This window comes from Pseudozobellia thermophila (genome assembly GCF_900141855.1).
Classification (GTDB): Bacteria; Bacteroidota; Bacteroidia; order Flavobacteriales; family Flavobacteriaceae; genus Pseudozobellia; species Pseudozobellia thermophila.
In genome coordinates, this window is the sequence record NZ_FQYU01000005.1 from 260227 (window position 1) to 279649 (window position 19423).

The 19423-nt window shown below is 47.4% G+C and carries 8 protein-coding genes; 7 read left to right on the forward strand and 1 reads right to left on the reverse strand.

From position 1 onward, the window contains the following. Window positions 1-57: 57 nt before the first annotated feature. A complete protein-coding gene (locus BUB37_RS14470; protein ID WP_072994524.1) occupies window positions 58-366 on the forward strand; it encodes a DUF3467 domain-containing protein in 309 nt (102 codons plus the stop codon). 58 nt (window positions 367-424) lie between these two features. On the opposite strand, the gene BUB37_RS14475 is transcribed toward BUB37_RS14470, so the two are convergent. Continuing rightward, window positions 425-2014, reverse strand: coding sequence for a peptide chain release factor 3 (locus BUB37_RS14475; RefSeq protein ID WP_072994525.1), 1590 nt, complete (start codon window positions 2012-2014; stop codon window positions 425-427). Between the two features lie 380 nt (window positions 2015-2394). Here BUB37_RS14475 and BUB37_RS14480 point away from each other — a divergent pair, with 380 nt between their 5' ends. The 6 genes from BUB37_RS14480 to BUB37_RS14505 form a co-directional block, all read left to right on the forward strand. After that, window positions 2395-5475: a T9SS type B sorting domain-containing protein gene (locus BUB37_RS14480; RefSeq protein ID WP_094766739.1), complete on the forward strand. Its 3081-nt coding sequence runs from the start codon at window positions 2395-2397 to the stop codon at window positions 5473-5475. A 16-nt stretch (window positions 5476-5491) separates the two neighbouring features. After that, entirely contained in the window at window positions 5492-6451 is a 960-nt protein-coding gene (locus tag BUB37_RS14485; protein ID WP_072994526.1) for a PorP/SprF family type IX secretion system membrane protein, read from the forward strand. A gap of 11 nt (window positions 6452-6462) precedes the next feature. Beyond that, window positions 6463-8412, forward strand: coding sequence for an OmpA family protein (locus tag BUB37_RS14490; protein ID WP_072994527.1), 1950 nt, complete (start codon window positions 6463-6465; stop codon window positions 8410-8412). Between the two features lie 256 nt (window positions 8413-8668). Further along, on the forward strand, window positions 8669-13147 hold the full coding sequence (locus tag BUB37_RS14495; RefSeq protein ID WP_072994528.1) for a Calx-beta domain-containing protein: 4479 nt from the start codon (window positions 8669-8671) through the stop codon (window positions 13145-13147). A gap of 218 nt (window positions 13148-13365) precedes the next feature. Continuing rightward, window positions 13366-18489 (forward strand): FG-GAP-like repeat-containing protein, encoded by a 5124-nt coding sequence (locus BUB37_RS14500; protein ID WP_094766740.1) that lies wholly within the window; start codon window positions 13366-13368, stop codon window positions 18487-18489. A gap of 533 nt (window positions 18490-19022) precedes the next feature. Then, on the forward strand, window positions 19023-19423 hold a 401-nt coding region (locus BUB37_RS14505; RefSeq protein ID WP_212635298.1), incomplete at its 3' end, for a hypothetical protein.

Below are 19423 nucleotides of genomic sequence, written 5' to 3' on the forward strand. Positions count from 1 at the left end.
TTTCGCCGCGGAACATGGGCCGCTCGAAAGCTCCTCGGTTCTTTTTTTATTGATACCATGAGCGATAAAGACAAACAAAAGCAGATCAACATAGAGTTGGATGAAAAGACGGCCGAAGGAATTTATTCTAATCTGGCCATTATCAACCATTCCGTTTCGGAGTTTGTGGTAGATTTTATCAGTATTATGCCCGGAGCCCCAAAGGCGAAGGTAAAAAGTCGTATCGTACTGACGCCGCAACACGCCAAGAAGTTTCTCAAGGCCTTGAACGACAATGTACATCGTTTTGAGAAGGCCCATGGTACGATAAAGGATTATGAGCAACCTCCCATCCCGATCAATTTCGGGCCCACAGGAGAGGCTTAAAAAAGGAAACCCGTCATTAACTATTAATGGCGGGTTTTTTTATTGACGGATTTACCGGTCAATCGAATTCCGATACAAAGTGGAATTTGACCGAGGGGTACTTCTGCTGTGTCATCTGCAACGAGAACTGCGAATCGGCCAAAAAGACCAGCTGTTCTTTCTTGTCCTTGGCCAAAAACTTCTGCTTTACCCTTTGAAATTCCTTGAATTCCTCGTTTTTGGGGTCCTCGGGCGCTACCCAGCAGGCCTTGTGCACGGGAAAGTTCTCGTAACTGCATTTGGCCCCGTATTCGTGTTCCAATCGGTACTGAATAACCTCGAACTGCAGTGCGCCCACCGTCCCGATTACCTTTCGGCCGTTCATCTCGAGGGTGAACAATTGGGCCACCCCTTCGTCCATCAACTGGTCTATGCCCTTGTAAAGTTGCTTCGATTTCATCGGATCGGCGTTGTTGATGTACCTGAAATGCTCCGGTGAAAAGCTGGGGATGCCCTTGTAGTGGAGTTGTTCGCCTTCGGTCAAGGTGTCGCCGATCTTAAAGTTCCCCGTGTCGTGAAGCCCGACGATATCACCGGGATACGACACGTCTACGATTTCCTTCTTCTCGGCAAAAAAGGCATTCGGACTCGAAAATTTAAGGTTTTTATCCTGCCTGACGTGATAGTAGGGTTTGTTGCGTTCAAAGGTTCCCGATACGATTTTTACGAAAGCCAGCCTATCGCGATGCTTGGGGTCCATATTGGCGTGTATTTTAAAAACGAAGCCTGTCATAGCCCTTTCATCGGCCTCGACCATGCGCTCCTCGGCCTTTTTGGCCCTGGGTGATGGAGCTATCTCTATAAAACAGTCCAACAGCTCACGCACGCCAAAATTGTTCAGGGCGGAGCCGAAAAATACGGGCTGTTGCGTACCTTTCAAATAACTTTCCTTGTCGAAGTCGGGATATACCCCGCGAACGAGTTCCAAATTGTCGCGCAACTCCTCGGCGGCCTTGTTCCCGATTATTTTTTCGAGCTCCGGACTGTCGACATCGTCGAAGGCGATGGTCTCTTCGATGTTCTTTTTGCTGTCGCCGCTAAACAGGTTGATGTTCTTTTCGTAGATGTTGTAGATGCCCTTAAAATCGTATCCCATGCCAATGGGGAAGCTTAAGGGGGTTACCGAAAGGCCCAGCTTTTGTTCGAGCTCGTCCAATAGGTCGAAGGCGTCCTTACCTTCCCGGTCCAGTTTATTGATGAAAACGATCATGGGAATGTTGCGCATCCGGCAGACCTCTACCAGCTTTTCGGTCTGCTCCTCGACGCCCTTGGCCACATCCACGACCACAATGACACTGTCCACGGCCGTTAAGGTCCTAAAGGTGTCCTCTGCAAAATCCTTGTGGCCCGGCGTGTCGAGAATGTTTATTTTTTTATCGCGATAGAGGAAGGCGAGTACCGAAGTGGCCACCGATATACCCCGTTGCCTTTCTATTTCCATAAAATCACTGGTGGCCGATTTCTTTATTTTATTGTTCTTTACGGCACCGGCCTCTTGGATCGCACCACCGAACAAAAGCAATTTTTCGGTAAGGGTGGTCTTACCGGCATCGGGGTGGGAAATGATACCGAAGGTTCTTCGTTTTTGAATCTGTTCTTTGAAACTCATGTAGAAAATTTGCCCAAAAATACGCTTAAAAATGATATTTTGTGCGTGTGTTGGCAATTGCCTTTTTTACCACAATGTTTTCCCTGTTTTACTACCTGTCCACTTCGCGCAGCTGCCTCCATATGGGCCTGAAATTCGGACTGGGCAGATAAGTTCATCGATGAAAGATGCATCTTGGTAGGGCTGGCGGCGGGGCGCAAATAACGGTTTAACGAGTAATTATGTCTTTAAAAGATTATCTATACGATATAGTTTGTAAACAATTTGATGATCTAAATTTTAAGTATATCTTGCGCCTTAAATTCAGAAGTTCCCACTTCTTGCACTAACCTAATATTCCTACATGCCATGGTGCTTAGTTGAATAGAAACTAAACATTTATGGAAAAAATTACTCCTTTTGCCCTTAGGAAGAAAGTACGCGGTACTTGCTTGCTTTCTGCCTCATTGCTATTTTTTGGTTTGTCCACTTCGACCGCAAAAGACGTGGAAAATACACAACCGGATTCCTCGTTGAATTCTGCCAGTGTTGCCATTGCCGGCGACCCTATAGTTTACGATGGCTGTCCGGTCGTTGCGAAACGCGAATTGCGTACTACCGACTTTGGGTTTGCCGACGGGGTGACCGACGGCAGCCTCTATGCTACCGATGTTGATATTAGTTCGAAATGGGGCCTGCCCGCGGGAAGCGTTTTGGTGACCGTCGAGGGCGCAAGCTCCAAAAGTTCACTTCAATTGTTCGAGGTGAACAAGGATTTGCCGGCTACCTTCAGGTTTTCGGGTTCCGTACCGGTATTGCTTATAGCCGAACATTCGGCAAGGGTCGATGCCAACCATAAAGACGGTATTATAGCCCTCGATGGGGTAGATTATGTTTTGAACACCAGTTTGCCCTCCGGAGTAATTTCTGGGCAAAACGGTGACGATTACTATGTAGAGAACACAACATCCTCATCAATTTACGGTCCTGATCGGTTCTCTTGGGAATCGCAGGCCCCGGTTAGCGACATAACCTTTTATACCACTTCGAGCTATCCGATAAACGGTATCCGGATCTGGGTGCTTCCAATCGTATGTGTCGATACCGACGGCGATGGGGTATACGACAACGTTGACCTCGATGACGATAACGACGGAATCTTGGATTCTGAGGAAGATCCCAATTTGGACGGCGATAACGAACCCCTTACCAATCCCTTGGATTCCGATGGTGACGGCTACCCCGACCACTTGGATATCGATTCCGACAACGACGGTATTCCCGATAACGTAGAGGCCCAGACCACCGATGGCTATATTGCGCCCAACAACGACGACGAGGCTACCTATGCCGCGAACAACGGGGTGAATTCGGCCTATATTGGCGGACTCGATCCGGTAAATACCGATGGAGGGGATGCCCCCGATTATCTCGACGACGATAGCGATAACGACACTGTTCCCGACAATAACGAGGGCAATGATTTTAATTTTGATGGCCTGCCCAATCAAGTGGCGACAGGCCTTGATACCGATGGTGACGGTCTTGACGATGGTTTCGAGGGCTCCGATGTCAACGATGGCTTCGACGTCAACGACGAGATCGACGATCCTGCCAACGACCTGCCCGATACCGATGGTACCGAAGATGTCAACTACCGCGATTTTGATGATGACGGCGACGGTATCGATACACCCGACGAGGATGTCGACGGGGATGGCGACCCCACCAACGACGACACCGATGAAGACGGTACGCCCGATTACCTCGATCCCAGTGAAGACACTACAAAGGATACGGACGGTGACGGAGTGCCCGATAGCACCGACCTCGATGACGACAACGACGGAATCTTGGATACGGTGGAAGACCCCAATTTGGACGGCGATAACGACCCGCTTACCAATCCCTTGGATTCCGACGGTGACGGCTACCCCGACCATTTGGATATCGACTCCGACAACGACGGTATTCCCGATAACGTAGAGGCCCAGACCACCGATGGCTATATTGCGCCCAACGACGACGACGAGGCTACCTACGAGGCGAACAACGGGGTGAATTCGGCCTATCCTGACGGACTTGACCCTGTGGATACCGACGGTGACGGCACACCGGACTATCTCGATGAGGATAGCGATAACGACACTGTTCCCGACAATAACGAGGGCAACGATTTTAACTTCGACGGTGTTCCTGATCAAACGTTCGTCGGTAGTGATACCGACGGTGACGGTCTTGACGATGGCTACGAAGGTACGGATGTCAACGATGGATTCGACGTTAACGACGAGATCGATGATCCCGCCAACGACCTGCCCGATACCGATGGTACCGAAGATGTCAACTACCGCGATTTCGATGATGACGGCGACGGTATCGATACGCCCGACGAGGATGCCGACGGGGATGGCGATCCTACCAACGACGACACCGATGAAGACGGTACTCCCGATTACCTGGATCCCGACAGTAGCCCAATGCCTGACATTGATACCGATGGAGACGGGGTGCCCGATAGTGTCGATTTGGACGATGATAATGATGGAATATTGGATACCGTTGAAGACCCCAACTGGGATGGGGACAACGACCCCAATACCGAACCATGGGATACCGATGGCGACGGTTACCCCGACCATTTGGATATCGATTCCGATAACGACGGTATTCCCGATAACGTAGAGGCCCAGACCACCGATGGCTATATACCGCCCAACGACGACGATGAGGCTACCTATGCCGAAAACGACGGATTGAACTCGGCTTATCCCGACGGACTTACCCCGGTAAACACCGATGGGGCCGATACTCCCGATTATATCGACCTGGATAGCGACAACGACCTGGTGCCCGACAACAACGAGGGCAACGATTTCAACTTCGACGGTGTTCCCGACCAGACGTTTACCGGTACCGATACCGACGGTGATGGTCTTGACGACGGCTACGAAGGTTCGGATGTCAACGATGGCTTCGACGTCAACGACGAAATCGACGATCCCGCCAACGACCTGCCCGATACCGATGGTACGGAAGATGTCAACTACCGCGATTTCGATGACGATGGGGATGGTATCGATACACCGAACGAAGACCTGAACAACGACGGCGACCCTACCAACGATGATGGTGATAACGATGGTACGCCTTCGTACCTAGATCCAAGCGAGACGACGGAAATCGTGGTCATGCAAATGGTAACCCCTAACGGTGACGGGAAGAACGAGTTCCTCTGGATAGAGAATGTAGACAAGGCCCTGAACAACTCATTGAGAATATTTAATAGATGGGGGGTTGAAGTATACCACGGCGAAGACTACAACAACCAAAACAATGTCTTTGATGGCCGTTCTAAGGGTAGGAGTACAGTGAGCGTCGGAGATTATTTACCGGCGGGGGTATATTTTTATATCTTTGAGTACACCACGGTTGATAATAAAAATATAGCGGACAGAGGCTATATCTACATTAGCAAATAATATATTTGAAAACCTTATGGCAATAAAAAATAGCCTTTTAGCATCCTTGTTTTTAGTCGTACTTTTTGGGAGTGGGGCTTGGGCACAACAAGACGCCCAATACACCCAGTATATGTTCAATACCATGAGTGTAAACCCGGCCTATGCAGGCTCTAGGGGACAGCTTAGCGTAGCGGCCCTCTATCGATCGCAGTGGGTGGGGGTAGACGGGGCTCCCGAAACATGGACCTTAAACCTCCATTCCCCGGTCAGAAACAGTAGGATAGGCTACGGAATTTCGATTGTAAACGATAAAATTGGAGAAGGGACGATCCAGGAAACCTATTTGGATGCCTTGGTCTCCTACACCATAGACGTGTCCTTAAAGGGAAAATTGTCCTTCGGACTGAAATTGGGGGGGAATTTCCTCAACCTCGATTTCGAACAACTCAGACAAAGGCCCGGTTTTGAGGAAGCGACCAATACCGATAACATAGAGAATAAGTTTTCCCCCAATTTCGGTTTGGGACTGTACTACCATACGGATCGCTTTTACGCAGGGCTTTCGGCCCCCAACCTCTTGGAAACCGAGCATTTTGATGGTTCGTCCAACGATGCCAACGATATCGATTTTCTGTCACAAGACCGTATTAATTTTTACATGATTACCGGTTATGTATTCGATTTAAACGATAACCTTAAGTTTAAGCCTGCCCTTTTGACCAAGGTGGTCGGGGGAGCCCCGCTCCAGGTAGATCTGTCGACGAGTTTCCTTTTCGCGGAAAAATTCTCCTTGGGTGCGGCTTATCGCTGGGATGCCGCGGTTAGCGGACTGGCCGGATTTCAGATCACGGATCAGATCATGTTGGGATTGGCATATGATTCGGAAACTACTTCCCTCGGCGATACCCAGTTCAATAGTGGGTCTTTTGAAGTCTTTCTTCGATGGGAATTGGTTAAGTCATTTGAAAAATTAGTTTCTCCCCGATTCTTCTAAACCGCAGTTCCATGATGAAAAAAATACACATACTACTAGCTTTACTGATCCTAACGAACTTGGGCGGCTACGCCCAAGAGAAACCGGATCGATTGGTGACAAAGGCCAATGAAAAATATGAGGAATACTCTTTTAAGCCTGCCATAGACATCTTTAAAAAGGTGCTTGACAAGGGTTATTCGTCGGCCGATCTATTGAAAAAATTGGGCAACTCATACTACTACAATGCCGATTATGAAGATGCCGCCAACACCTACAAAAGGTTGGTGGATGAATACCCCGACGATGTAACGCCCGAATATTATTTTCGCTACGCACAGTCGCTGAAGACCATAGAAGAATACGAGGCCTCCAATGAGGTCATGGCCAAGTTTACCGAATCCACATCCGACGATTTAAGGGCCTCGACCTATAAGGAAGAGCGGGACTATTTGGCCGAGATCAAAAAAAATTCGGGCCGGTACAATGTGGCCCCCTTTCAGTACAATTCGCCCTATTCCGATTTTGCCCCTACATTTTATAAGGAGGGACTTCTTTTTTCTTCCGATAGGGATACCGGAAATTTTGCCCGATATAGACATACATGGAATTCGAAGGATTTCTTGGACCTGTATAAGGTAAATGCCGATAGTGCCTCCAACAACCTGGTAGTCAAACTGGGCGACCACGTGAACACGCGCCTACACGAGTCGACTACCGCTACCAATGAAGAGGGCACGGTACTCTACTTTACGAGAAATAATTTTAAGGAAGGCAAGTACATCAAGGATGAAAAGGGAATTATCCGCCTCAAGATCTTTAGGGCTAGCCTGAACGACGAAGGGGTGTGGGGCGATATTGAGGAATTGCCGTTTAACAGCGATGATTATTCCGTGGCCCATCCGGCCTTGAGCCCCGATGGAAAGACCCTGTATTTTGCTTCCGATATGCCGGGAACCTTGGGCGAATCGGATATATTCAGGGTGGCCATAAAGGAAGATGGAAGCTTTGGAAAACCTGAAAACTTGGGAAATGCCATCAATACGGAGGCTAGGGAAACCTTTCCCTACGTTACTAAGGAAAACATCCTCTACTTTTCCTCAGATGGCCATCCCGGACTCGGGGGGCTCGATATATTTGCCACCAAAATCGAGGACGACCAAGTTCAAGGCAAAGTGTTGAACGTTGGTGAACCCGTAAACGGACGGTACGACGATTTCACCTTTATATTTGATGAAGCAACCAAAAAAGGGTACTTCGCCTCCAATCGGTCCGAAGGCCAGGGAGCCGATGATATTTACTCCTTTATCGAAACCAAGCCGCTTGTTTTGGATTGCCAGCAAAGGGTTTCCGGTACCGTCAGGGACAAAATATCGAACGAGGTATTGGTAGGGGCCACTGTAAAGGTTATCGACGAGGACAACAACGAGGTCATGTCGGCGATAACGGATTCGGAAGGTAAGTATTCCTTGCTCTTGGACTGCGACCAAGGGAATTTTGTAAGGGCTTTGACCGAAGGTTATATTCCGGCCGAAGAATATCTGGGAAAATCGGACGGTTCGCCGAAGACGGTCGACTTCTTTTTGGAGCGTAATACCGTTAGTGCAGGCTTCGGCGACGACTTGGCGAAATTATTGCAATTGAGTACCATTTACTTTGATTTCGACAAGTACAATATCCGTAAGGATTCCGAGATCGAAGTTGAGAAAGTAATCGCCGCCATGGAAAAATACCCCAGCTTAAAGATCAAGGTCAACTCCCACACCGACAGTAGGGGCAAAGATGCCTATAACCTTTGGCTGTCGCAGAAAAGGGCAGAGTCGACCGTCAACTATATGATACAAAAAGGTATTTCTCCAGACCGACTGCAGAGCGAGGGCTATGGCGAGACAAAATTGATCAATAGGTGTGCCAATGGTGTCAAATGCTCCGACAAGGAACACCAATTGAACCGAAGATCGGAGTTTATTATACTCGAATAGTTTAACTAAAGACCCAACCCCTAAAGGCAACAGTTTACATCTGTTGCCTTTTTTTATGGCCTTTTTATTCGATTTTTAAAGGTTTTATTGTTTGAATTTCAAATGTTTACCAAGGTGTAAACCTTGTAAAAGCCTCATCTGGCATATAGAATTGACACGGTTGACAACATTTTCTTCGGGAAGTGGACTGGTAGAAATACTTTTGTAAGTCAATGGCAATCGGGTCTTCGTATCCCATTGTTACATAGCACTATAAATGCTTAATAAACGTTCAAGATATTTCTTTTCCATTGTGGTGATCCTGTTTTCTACACAGCTTTTCGCACAGGAAACCTATCGCGATAATTTTAGTACCGTATCCTATTCCAATAACGATGGTAGTTCAAACTTTAGTACCGATTGGATCGAAACGGGCGATACGAACGCCGGACCGACAAATGAGTATATTAGAATAAGAAATAACCGCCTCGAACTGTATTATATCTGGTCGGAAACCGTACGCAGATCGGCCAATTTAAATGGTGCGACATCGGCTATCCTAAGTTTTGATTATCGGGCTATAAGCCTTACCGGGGGCAGGGCCTTGGGCGTACAGGTTTCCAATAATGGGGGGGCATCTTACGCTACAGTGGGCACTATCAGCGGAAGCAACAATTCAGGAACCTTCAGTCAAGATATTTCGGGTTATATTTCGGCGACCACGACCGTTCGATACATAAGATCAGGATTCAATTGGAATAATAATGACTATGCGTATATCGATAACTTTCAGATTACGGCAACTTTTCCGGCTTCCATACCTATCATGGAAATAAACGATGTAACCATCGACGAAGATGGGGGCAATGCCATCTTAACGGTAAGGCATACGGGATCCAATGCTACGGGCCCTTTTACGCTTAACTATCAGACCAGCGATGGCACGGCTATCGATGGGAGTGATTATACGGGGGCATCGGGAATCTTGAGCTTTAATGGTACGGCAGGTGAAACCGAAACCATTTCGGTGCCTATTGTTGATGACGGCACTATGGAGAACCCTGAGAATTTTGTGCTGGGGTTTACCCTGGCTTCGGATCCCCAAGTAGATATTAGCGATACGGCAACGATAACAATTATTGACGACGATGCCCTGATTATGACCGATGGAGGTAGTGCAACAACTTGCAGTGATACCTTTTTTGACCCGGGGGGACTTTCCAATTACGGCAACAACCAAGATATAACCTATACGATATGCCCCGATACGGCCGATACCTATATCAATATAAATTTTACAAGTTTTGAAATCGTATCCGGCGATGTGCTCTATGTCTATGAAGGTTCCAATACCAGTGGTACGTTGATAGGGCAGTACGATAGTGCCAACGTTCCTACCAGCATTAACTCTTCGCACGCATCGGGATGTCTAACATTTAGGTTTGTTTCCAACGGCGCCAATACGGGAGCCGGATGGGAAGCTCAAATCAATTGTTTTCCCGACGGACCGATTATTGTAATCGACGACATTTCTTTCGACGAAGATGTGGGCAATGCGGTATTTACGGTGAGATCGACCCGAGCGGCCCACGGTCGGAATATCTTTCTCCTGGGCTTCGTGGAAGCGCCTTTTACAGTTGATTTTAGGACTGTGGACGGACTTGCCCTGGCGGGGAGTGATTATACCGCCACCTCCGGTACATTGACGTTCACGGGGGAACTGAACAATGTTCAGACCATCTCGGTACCCATTGCCAATGATGGTGTGCCCGAGTTCGCCGAAGATTTTACAATCGAGTTTACCGGTGCATCCGCCCAATATGCGGTAGTAAACTATAACGACAAAGGTACGGGAACGATCAACTCGCAAATCCTGGCCAATGATCCCCTGACCTTGTTTCAAGAATTTGATGGCTATTACGACTATTCTACCACGGGAGGAAGCTTGCGGACAAGTTCGAACGGGAATGATCCCTGTGCGGTCACAACTTCTTCCTCCAACAGTTTGGTTTCACCTATTCCCGCTACGGCAACCGTTAAAAGGGCTTACCTCTATTGGTCGCATTCAAGCACGGTACGCGATACCGACGTTACCTTTGAAGGTCAAAACGTTTCCGCCAATTTTTTGTACCAGACCTCTTTGGACAATAGAAATTTTTTCGGATACGTAAGTGAGGTAACGACCATCGTTCAAGGTATAACCGATTTGACGGGCAATGTTTTTGACTTCAGCGACTTGACAATCGACAATACGGGAAGTTATTGCAGTACCAATACCGTATTGGGGGGGTGGGCATTGATGGTATTCTATGAAGACCGTTCCCTGCCAGCGGTAAACATCAACTTGTACCAAGGTTTTGATGGGCTCAGTAATGATGGCAATTCATTTACCTTGGATTCGTTTTATGCTATTTCGGGTACAGGGGCCAAAGCTTCTTTTTTATCGTGGGAGGGAGATCCCGATCTCGATGGTTCTAGTTCGTCGTCTACAAATCCTGAAGAATTGTCCATTACCAATCAGCGAAATCAAAATTTTATACTATCCGGTGATGGCGGCCAAACAGGCAATAACTCCTATAACTCCACAATATACGATAATACGGTGGGGCCACCTGTGTACAACAATGCCAACACCTACGGGGTCGACTTGGATACCTACGACATTTCAGCGTTTATTCAGCCCTCCGATAGCGAGGTGACGGCCAATGTCGATGTAGGGCAGGATTTTGTCATTTCGGCAGCCGTGGTCTTAAAGGTACCCTCCAACCTTATTGCCGGTCGTGTGTTCGAAGATGTCAATTATGCCGGTGGGCCGGGCCGAGATCGAGTAACCGCCGGCGGTGTCGGAATTTCAGGGGCAATCGTAGAGCTTTTTGATTCGTCCGGAACCTTTATCCAAAGAAAGAGTACGGAAGCTGACGGATACTATTCCTTTGGGGGAATGGCCGATGGCGACTACTTTGTAAAAGTAGTAAGTTCGACGGTGCGGTCTACCCGCGACAATGGGGCGAATTGTTCGTCGTGTTACCCGGTACAGACCTATCGTACAGGCACGGTTTCCGGAAGCATAGAGGAATTTACGAACGAGGTGGGCGGAGCCGATCCGGCCGCCGCCCAAGATGTTTCCTTGGGGGTAATGGCCAATGCGCAAAGTATCTCCGATGTCGAGGTTTCCGGAAACGGTGTGGTGGGCATTGATTTCGGGTTTAACTTCAATACCATCGTAAATACTAACGAATACGGGCAAGGTTCCCTGAACCAATTTATCGTAAACAGCAATAACCTTGGAGAAACCGGACTGGACATCGAAGCGAATCCAATTTTTGATCCAGGGCCCGGGGAAGATGTATCCATATTTATGATACCCCCCATAGGGGATAGTTTGGGTAGGGCGGCCGATGCCAACTATAACGCCTCGGGATATTTCGATATCTCGATTTCCAGTTCGACTTCGCTTACCAGCATTACCGGTTCAAATACGATCATAGATGGGAGGACCCAAACGGCCTATTCGGGCAACACCAATACGGGTACGGTTGGTGCCGGAGGCACTACCGTAGGGGTGTCCAATTTGGCCCTTCCCGATTATGATAGGCCCGAAATACAAGTGCATAGGGATAATGGCGATGTATTGGAGCTGAATGCGGACCAGGCTTCGGTAAGGAATGTTTCGGTCTTTGCCAATAACAATGCTGGGATTCGGGTTTTAGGAGGGATTGCCAACCTGTCGAACAACTTTTTGGGGGTAGACGCCTTGGGGCTTCCTTCAGGTAATATTGACTATGGTATAGAACATATCGGAGGGGAGGTTACGATAGCTTCCAATTTTATATCGGGAAATACCGAAGCAGGTATCATTATCGATGGCGGAGGGCGGGCCACTATACAGGGTAATCAATTGACAGCCAATGGAAGTACGCCCTGTTCGGATAATATTTTAATTTCAGGGGGAAACAACATAAGTATCGAGGGAAACTTAATAGAGGCTGCGGCCGCGGCCGGTATCGAGATCGACGGGGTCGACGGGGTCTTGGTTTCCAACAATAGCATTACGGGTTCGGGGCAAAATGGAGGTTCCTGCAGTGGCTCTTTTGAAGGCATGGGCATCCTAACGAACGGCAATACGGCAACCATTTTTCAAAACAGGATCTATTCCAATGCAGGGCAAGGTGTCGTTGTGACGGCTGGCATTTCCAATACCATAAGTCGGAATTCAATGTATGCCAACGGAACGACCGTTCCTAGTTTGGGTATTGACTTGAACGGCGACGGGGTAACATTGAATGACAATGGCGATGGCGATAGTGGCCCCAACGGCCTAAACAACTTTCCGATTATCACCGGTGCCTATATCAGTGGTACCAATCTTGTTTTTGAGGGGTGGAGTCGGCCAGGGGCCCGTATAGAAGTATTTTTAAGTGATGTAGGTCAAGGCACGGCAGCGGCAGGAGACAATCAGTTTGCGTTCTCTACCGACTATGGCGAAGGCCAGATATATTTGGGCACCTTTATCGAGGGGTCTGGAGATGATTTGGATGCCCAAACAGGTAATTATACCGACCTCGATGGCAATACCGACAGTACGAACAAGTATAGATTTAGTATGCCCCTGCCTAGTGGGGTTGCGTTCGGCCAATATCTTACCACCACTTCAACAATAGCCAATACCACCTCTGAATTTTCACCTCACAGCGTTATAAAAGCGTATACCGTAATTACCAATAGACGCATTACCTATAGGGTGAATAAACAATAGATCGCTGTTGTTTGTAGGTTAATTCTTATGTGAAATCCTTGGAAAAAACTATGTTTTACAGGGAGTTACATATTTATTCTTCAATTTATTTTTATTTGACCATTAACAATTGGGTATTGACAACATTTATTTTAAGGGTTTGTTTTAATAACTGATTTTTATCCCCTAACACGAACCGAGCCATATATCCACCCCGTATCGGCAAAAAATCAAGAAAAATGAAACTTTCTCTTTTTGGGGGAACACGATTACTATACCAGGGCATAATGGTGCTGGGCCTATTGGCCTGCACACAATTAAGTGCACAGACCACATTTACTGAGAGTGCAGCTTCTTTTGGCCTGAATTTGGGTAGACAAAAAGATGGTGGACACGCTTGGGCCGATTTTGATGGAGATGGCCTTATCGATGTTTTGGTGCTGGAAAATAATAATGGTTCTAGTGTTAAGAGCTTTTTGATGCGCCAATCCCCGGCCGGTACTTTTACCAATGTACAAAGTACCTTGGCCCCTGGTATGCGGAGCGATGCCGCCGAGAGACAGGCCGTATGGGGAGATTTGAACAACGATGGCCGGCCCGATTTTATGATCAATTCCCACGGTAGTTCTGGATCGGGGGTGGCAATTCAGATCTTTATACAAAATGCAAACGGTACTTTTGGAAATGGGGCGGGAGGTACTGCCCCTATTACCATAGGAAGATCGGGGGCTACTATTAATATTAGTAATTTAAATACGGAAGGAGCGGGTTTCTTCGATTTTGAGGGGGATGGTGACCTCGATATATTTTTCGACAGCCATAATTATGGTATCGAATTGTTAAGGAACAACTATATAGACCACACCACCCATAGCATTGTAAATCCGGCCCCGGCCAGTTTGTTTACCCATATCACAACGGGCAATGGCAATGGCGTTACCCAGTATGGTTTAAACCAATATGCGACCGATGGCGATTATGGTACGGCGGCAGATGTGAATGATGATGGATGGGTCGATATTTTTATGAGAAAACGTGACGAAAACGATTTCTTTCTCAATCAAGGGGGCATGTTCGCCAACGGGGCAGACTTGGGTCAGGCCTATAATAGTAATAAGGGAGGCAACGGATTGTGGGATTTGGACAATGACGGGGATCTGGATGCGGTATGGACGGAAAACGGTTTAACCCAAATATATAGAAACGATGGGGCGGGAGTTTGGACGGCCCTGGGGTCGAGCGTTTTCCCCGGTCTGCCACAACCCTCAAATACCAATAGCGGCTCCTCTTCTGCACGAATAGATGCCTTGGCCGGTGGTGATATCGATAACGATGGAGATATCGATTTGCTTCTAGTGGGGAATAGTAGAAGTTACTTGTTCATCAATCAGTTAAATAGTCCTACTCCCGCACCAGGGGTGGTAGGTAGCGGGGCACCAATGACCTTTAGCCTGGATCCGGAAACTTTTAACAGTGGCAGGGATGGCGAGGGCACCACCATGGTCGATATCGATGACGACGGAGACCTCGATATCTATATGAATATCAACAACAGTTCCAATCAACTTTATATCAATAATCTACCCGCGGCCAACAGAAACAATCACTTAATAGTAAATGTGACCGAAGACCGTTCGGCCGATGGCACTACAGGGGGATTTCCGGGTCGTGTGGCCATTGGTACCAATGTAATCATAAAAGACTGTGCCGGTAACATTGTCAGTGGACTTAGGCAGGTCAACGGGGTGTACGGTCATGGTACCCAGCAACCCGAACAGGTTCACTTTGGCTTGCCCTTGGGAGAAGATGAAACCTATATTATAGAGGTTAGATATCCCAATTTTGTACACCCTACCAATGGGGTTACCCGATTGGTCGCCACTACCGTGGCACAACCCAGTACCATAGCCGGAACCAACCATTATTCGATGACCACTACGGATGCCGAAACCATTGAAAATCCCAATCCTCCTATTGCCAACGATGATTTGGAGGTCGTTTCCTACGGAAACACGGTTTCTGTCCAAATCGATCTGTTCGCAAACGATTCCGAACCCGATGGGGAAAATTTTTTTATAGAAAGTGTGGTACAACCGGCCATCGGTAGCGTAACCATAGACGATGCCGATAACGGTTTGGTTACCTATACCTACAGCGGGGCAACAGCTTTCCCCGGAACTACCTTCGAATATACCATTACCGATGCCACATCCACGATTTGCCCCGCACAGGGGAAAAGCGATACGGCAACGGTGACCGTTTATGAGCCTTGCGCAGATCCGGCAGGTATAGATACCGATGGCGACGGGATCAATGATATATGCGATTTGGATAACGACAACGATGGTATTTTGGACACCGATGAATGTATCGACTCTTCTGCACTTGTTGAAAATGGCGATTTTACCGATTGGATATTTTATAACAGTTGGACAGGCTCTGGGCAAAGTTGGAATAAAAATGCCAACCGTGCCTATTATGCACAATGGAATGGTGCCGGTACGGCTACATTTTATCAAACCATCAACGTATCTCCCAATATTTTAAATACTATAACTTTTGACGTTGGTGCCTATGCCGACTATTCTGGGGAGTCAACGCTCGAAGTCAAGATAGATGGTGTAGTATACTATACGGAAACCTCGACCCAGATAGCGGTTGCTAATGGAGGTAATGCCCAAAATGGAAATGAGACCTTATACATGGTTTCTAGAAGCTTCTCCTTTACACCAACGTCAAATACCGTAACATTAAGTTTCGATGGATCTTCACCGGTAAATAATCACGACTTGTTATATGTAGACAATGTAATGTTAAGTACCGGTTGTGGGGATTTGGATGGTGATGGTATTACAGCTGTTTACGATTTGGACAGTGACGGGGATGGGTGTTTTGATGCATTGGAAGGAGACGGTGGTTTGGATTTTTCCGATTTAGAAAGCAACGGAACCATTTCAGGACCGGTGGATGACAATGGGGTTCCCATAGCGGTTAGTGGAGGACAAGCCCAGGGAAGTAGTGCCGATTACACGGTTACCTCTGATCTCTGTGATGACGATGGTGACGGGGTGAACAATGCCAACGATAAATGTCCGTATTTCGATGATGCCATTGATAGTGATAACGATGGTATACCCGATGGATGTGATGTAGACGACGATAACGATGGTATCTCCGATTGCGACGAATCTACAGAAAGCGTATCGAATGAGTTCGCTTGGACGCTGAATACCCCGTCGGGCAACCTGGAAATGGATACCGATTATACGCCGGAAATAAATGATTGGATATTGGACGAAACCGAGACTATGGTCCTGAACAGCCCCATATTCAGTGTTAGTGGCAGTAATTTACGAATAGAACCTGTGTCTTCAGCGAATAAAGAGGAAGCTGTTGCCAACGGCGATTATGTAGAAATATCTTTTACCACGGGGTCCGAGCTATCTTCATTTCACTTGAGTCAAATTAGGTCAGGTTGGTACCAACCTAATCAAGGGGATTCTTATTATACGGCAACGGCCTATACCAAGGTAGGCTCTAACGTTTGGACAACTTTGTCAGAAGATGTTTTACATACCGATAACGGAAGTACCTATGCTACTTTTCAACATTTGGGAATCGGTTCCCTTTATTTGGATGCGAATACCGAATATGCATTTAGGTTTTACGTGTACGGGCAAATAGACGATTCTTCCCAGGCCTATTCAATAATAGATGATATCGCCTTTGGGTTTACCGCTTGTAGAAGTGGCGATTTGGATGGAGACGTCACGCCCAATCATTTGGATGATGATAGCGATGGTGATGGTTGTAACGATGCCGATGAGGCTTATGGAGCGGGTACGGATACGGATAGCAACGGAATGTACGGCTCGGGTAACCCAACGGTTAATTCGGACGGTACGGTGGCAGCGGCTTCCTATGATGCCCCAAACGATGCCGATTCCAATGGAAATTATGATTTCTTACAAACGGGTGCTGCTCCTGTAATTACTGTACACCCAACAGATGCGGATGCTTGTCCGGGAGGGTCTACAACCTTTACCGTGGTAACTACCGGGGGCAATACTTATCAATGGCAGCAAAGAATCAGTGGTTCATGGACCGATTTGTCGGACACCGGAATATACAGTGGTACCCAAACGGATGTACTAACGATTACAAACCCGGACCTGTCCGATCATAATAACAGATATCGGGTCGTGGTTTCCAATTCTTCCTATGTCTGTGACAACCAAGTGTCAAATCAGGCGATATTAAGGGTCAGGGTACCCGCCGTAGATGCGGGATCTGATGAGACCATCTGTGATGGCGAATCGGTAACCCTAACGGCCACGGCCTCGGGAGGAAGCGGCACGGGTTATACCTATCTGTGGAGTACAGGGGAAACAACACCGACGATTACGGTAACCCCAAGCGGAAATGCTTCGGGCAATGTAGACGTTGATTACACGGTGACCGTTACGGACAGCAATGGCTGTACGAATACCGATACGGTTCGGGTAACCGTGGAACCTACACCGACCATCTCGGTAACCAGTGCACCGAGTTGTAACTTTGTATTGTTTCAACCTTTGACCTACAGTCTAGAGGTGACTGTAAGTGGGGGTACGGTTACTTCTACCGCAGGTACTGTTACCAACTCTTCCGCCAATGTCTGGGAAATAGCGGATGTACCCGATGGGGATGATATAACGGTGACGGTAACCAGTGGGGGCTGTTCCCGGGATATTGAGGTGACCGCACCGTCCTGTTCCTGCCCGTCGGTACCGGCACCCGTCAGTGGCGGTGATGAAACCTATTGCAGTGGCGGTACCTTAACCACCTTAACGGCCTCGGTAAATGCGGGTCAAACAGTCGATTGGTATGCCAATCCCTCGGGAGGAACACCGCTTCTTCAAGGTAATACATCGTTTACTCCCAGTGCTGCAGGTACCTACTATGCCGAAGCAAGGAGTACGGTTTTTGGAGGATGTACAAGTGCTACTCGAACCGCTATTACCCTAGTTGAGGAATTTCCATCGGTTGTGAACATAGGACCTGATCAAACGGTTTTTGTAAATGATGATGCGGTTTTTACCGCTACCGTTACGAATGCCGATACCTATCAATGGCAGGTAAGTACGGATGGTGGGGCAACTTTTAACGATATTTCCAATGGATCCGAATACGCTGGCGTACACACGACATCACTTACGGTGTATGGGGCCCAGTTGAATAAAAATGGATATCAATATGTACTATTGGCATCCACATCCGGTTCATCGTGTCCTTCCATTGCGTCGGCTTCAGCCCTGTTGACCGTAAAAGTGCGCACGGTCATAACGAACAGACGTATTACTTACAGGGTGAAGAAAAATTAGCAAGGACATCGAATCCTAAAAAAGTGCCTGGCCCAAGATGCAAGTCGACACCCGAATTCCCGGCTAAAACCCCATAATGGCTTGGTGTTTCTTACGGTGCATTCGTCGTATTTTTCGTACCCTTTAACATCTCTAATCTATTGATATACATAGCGTAATCGACGAACGAATTAATGGCGACCTCAACTTTTAAGGCGTATACATTGCATTTTAACAATTACACAACATTTATTTTCATGGGGAAAGGCTAGGGTTAATTTTGTAGCGTGTTAATGTATTGTTCGTAAAAGAACGGTTCGGCACATCCCAAAGCTTGATAACTTGACCGAAATATATCTTGGTGCTATCCAAGACAGAAATGGCTAAGGGCCTTATCCCTCCATTTTACCCAAAAACGTCCTGTATTTTGGGTTTGATCCACCGGAAAAGAATTCAGCTTAGAACAACAGAAAAGATAGTTTTCGTGCGGAATCAGTATTTATCTAAGCATCAAGAAAAATATTGAATCTACGATTTTAAGTAAAGTAATGGTCATGAAAAAAATAAGTCTAATCTTAATTTTCCTAATCTCCGGATTAACCTATGCACAGACTACGGTCAATTTAGAGGACCAATGTAATTGCGAGGTGCTAAGCGGTACTGGGGTTACCGCTCCAGGGGTATCGACTCCGGCCGGGGCCGATACGGGAGATATTTATGTCAATACCGACACCGGAACCATTTATTTTTGGGATGGCGATTCGTGGGAGCTGACTTCCAATGACACTAACACAACAAATGCCTCACTGTCCGAAGATGGGGTTAACCTTATATTAACGGATAGTGATTTAAACACAGTTTCTATTCCATTGGCCGATATCGCCGCCTTGACGGATACGAATACCACGAACAGTACATTGAGTTTGACCGATGCGGATGCGGACGGAACGAACGA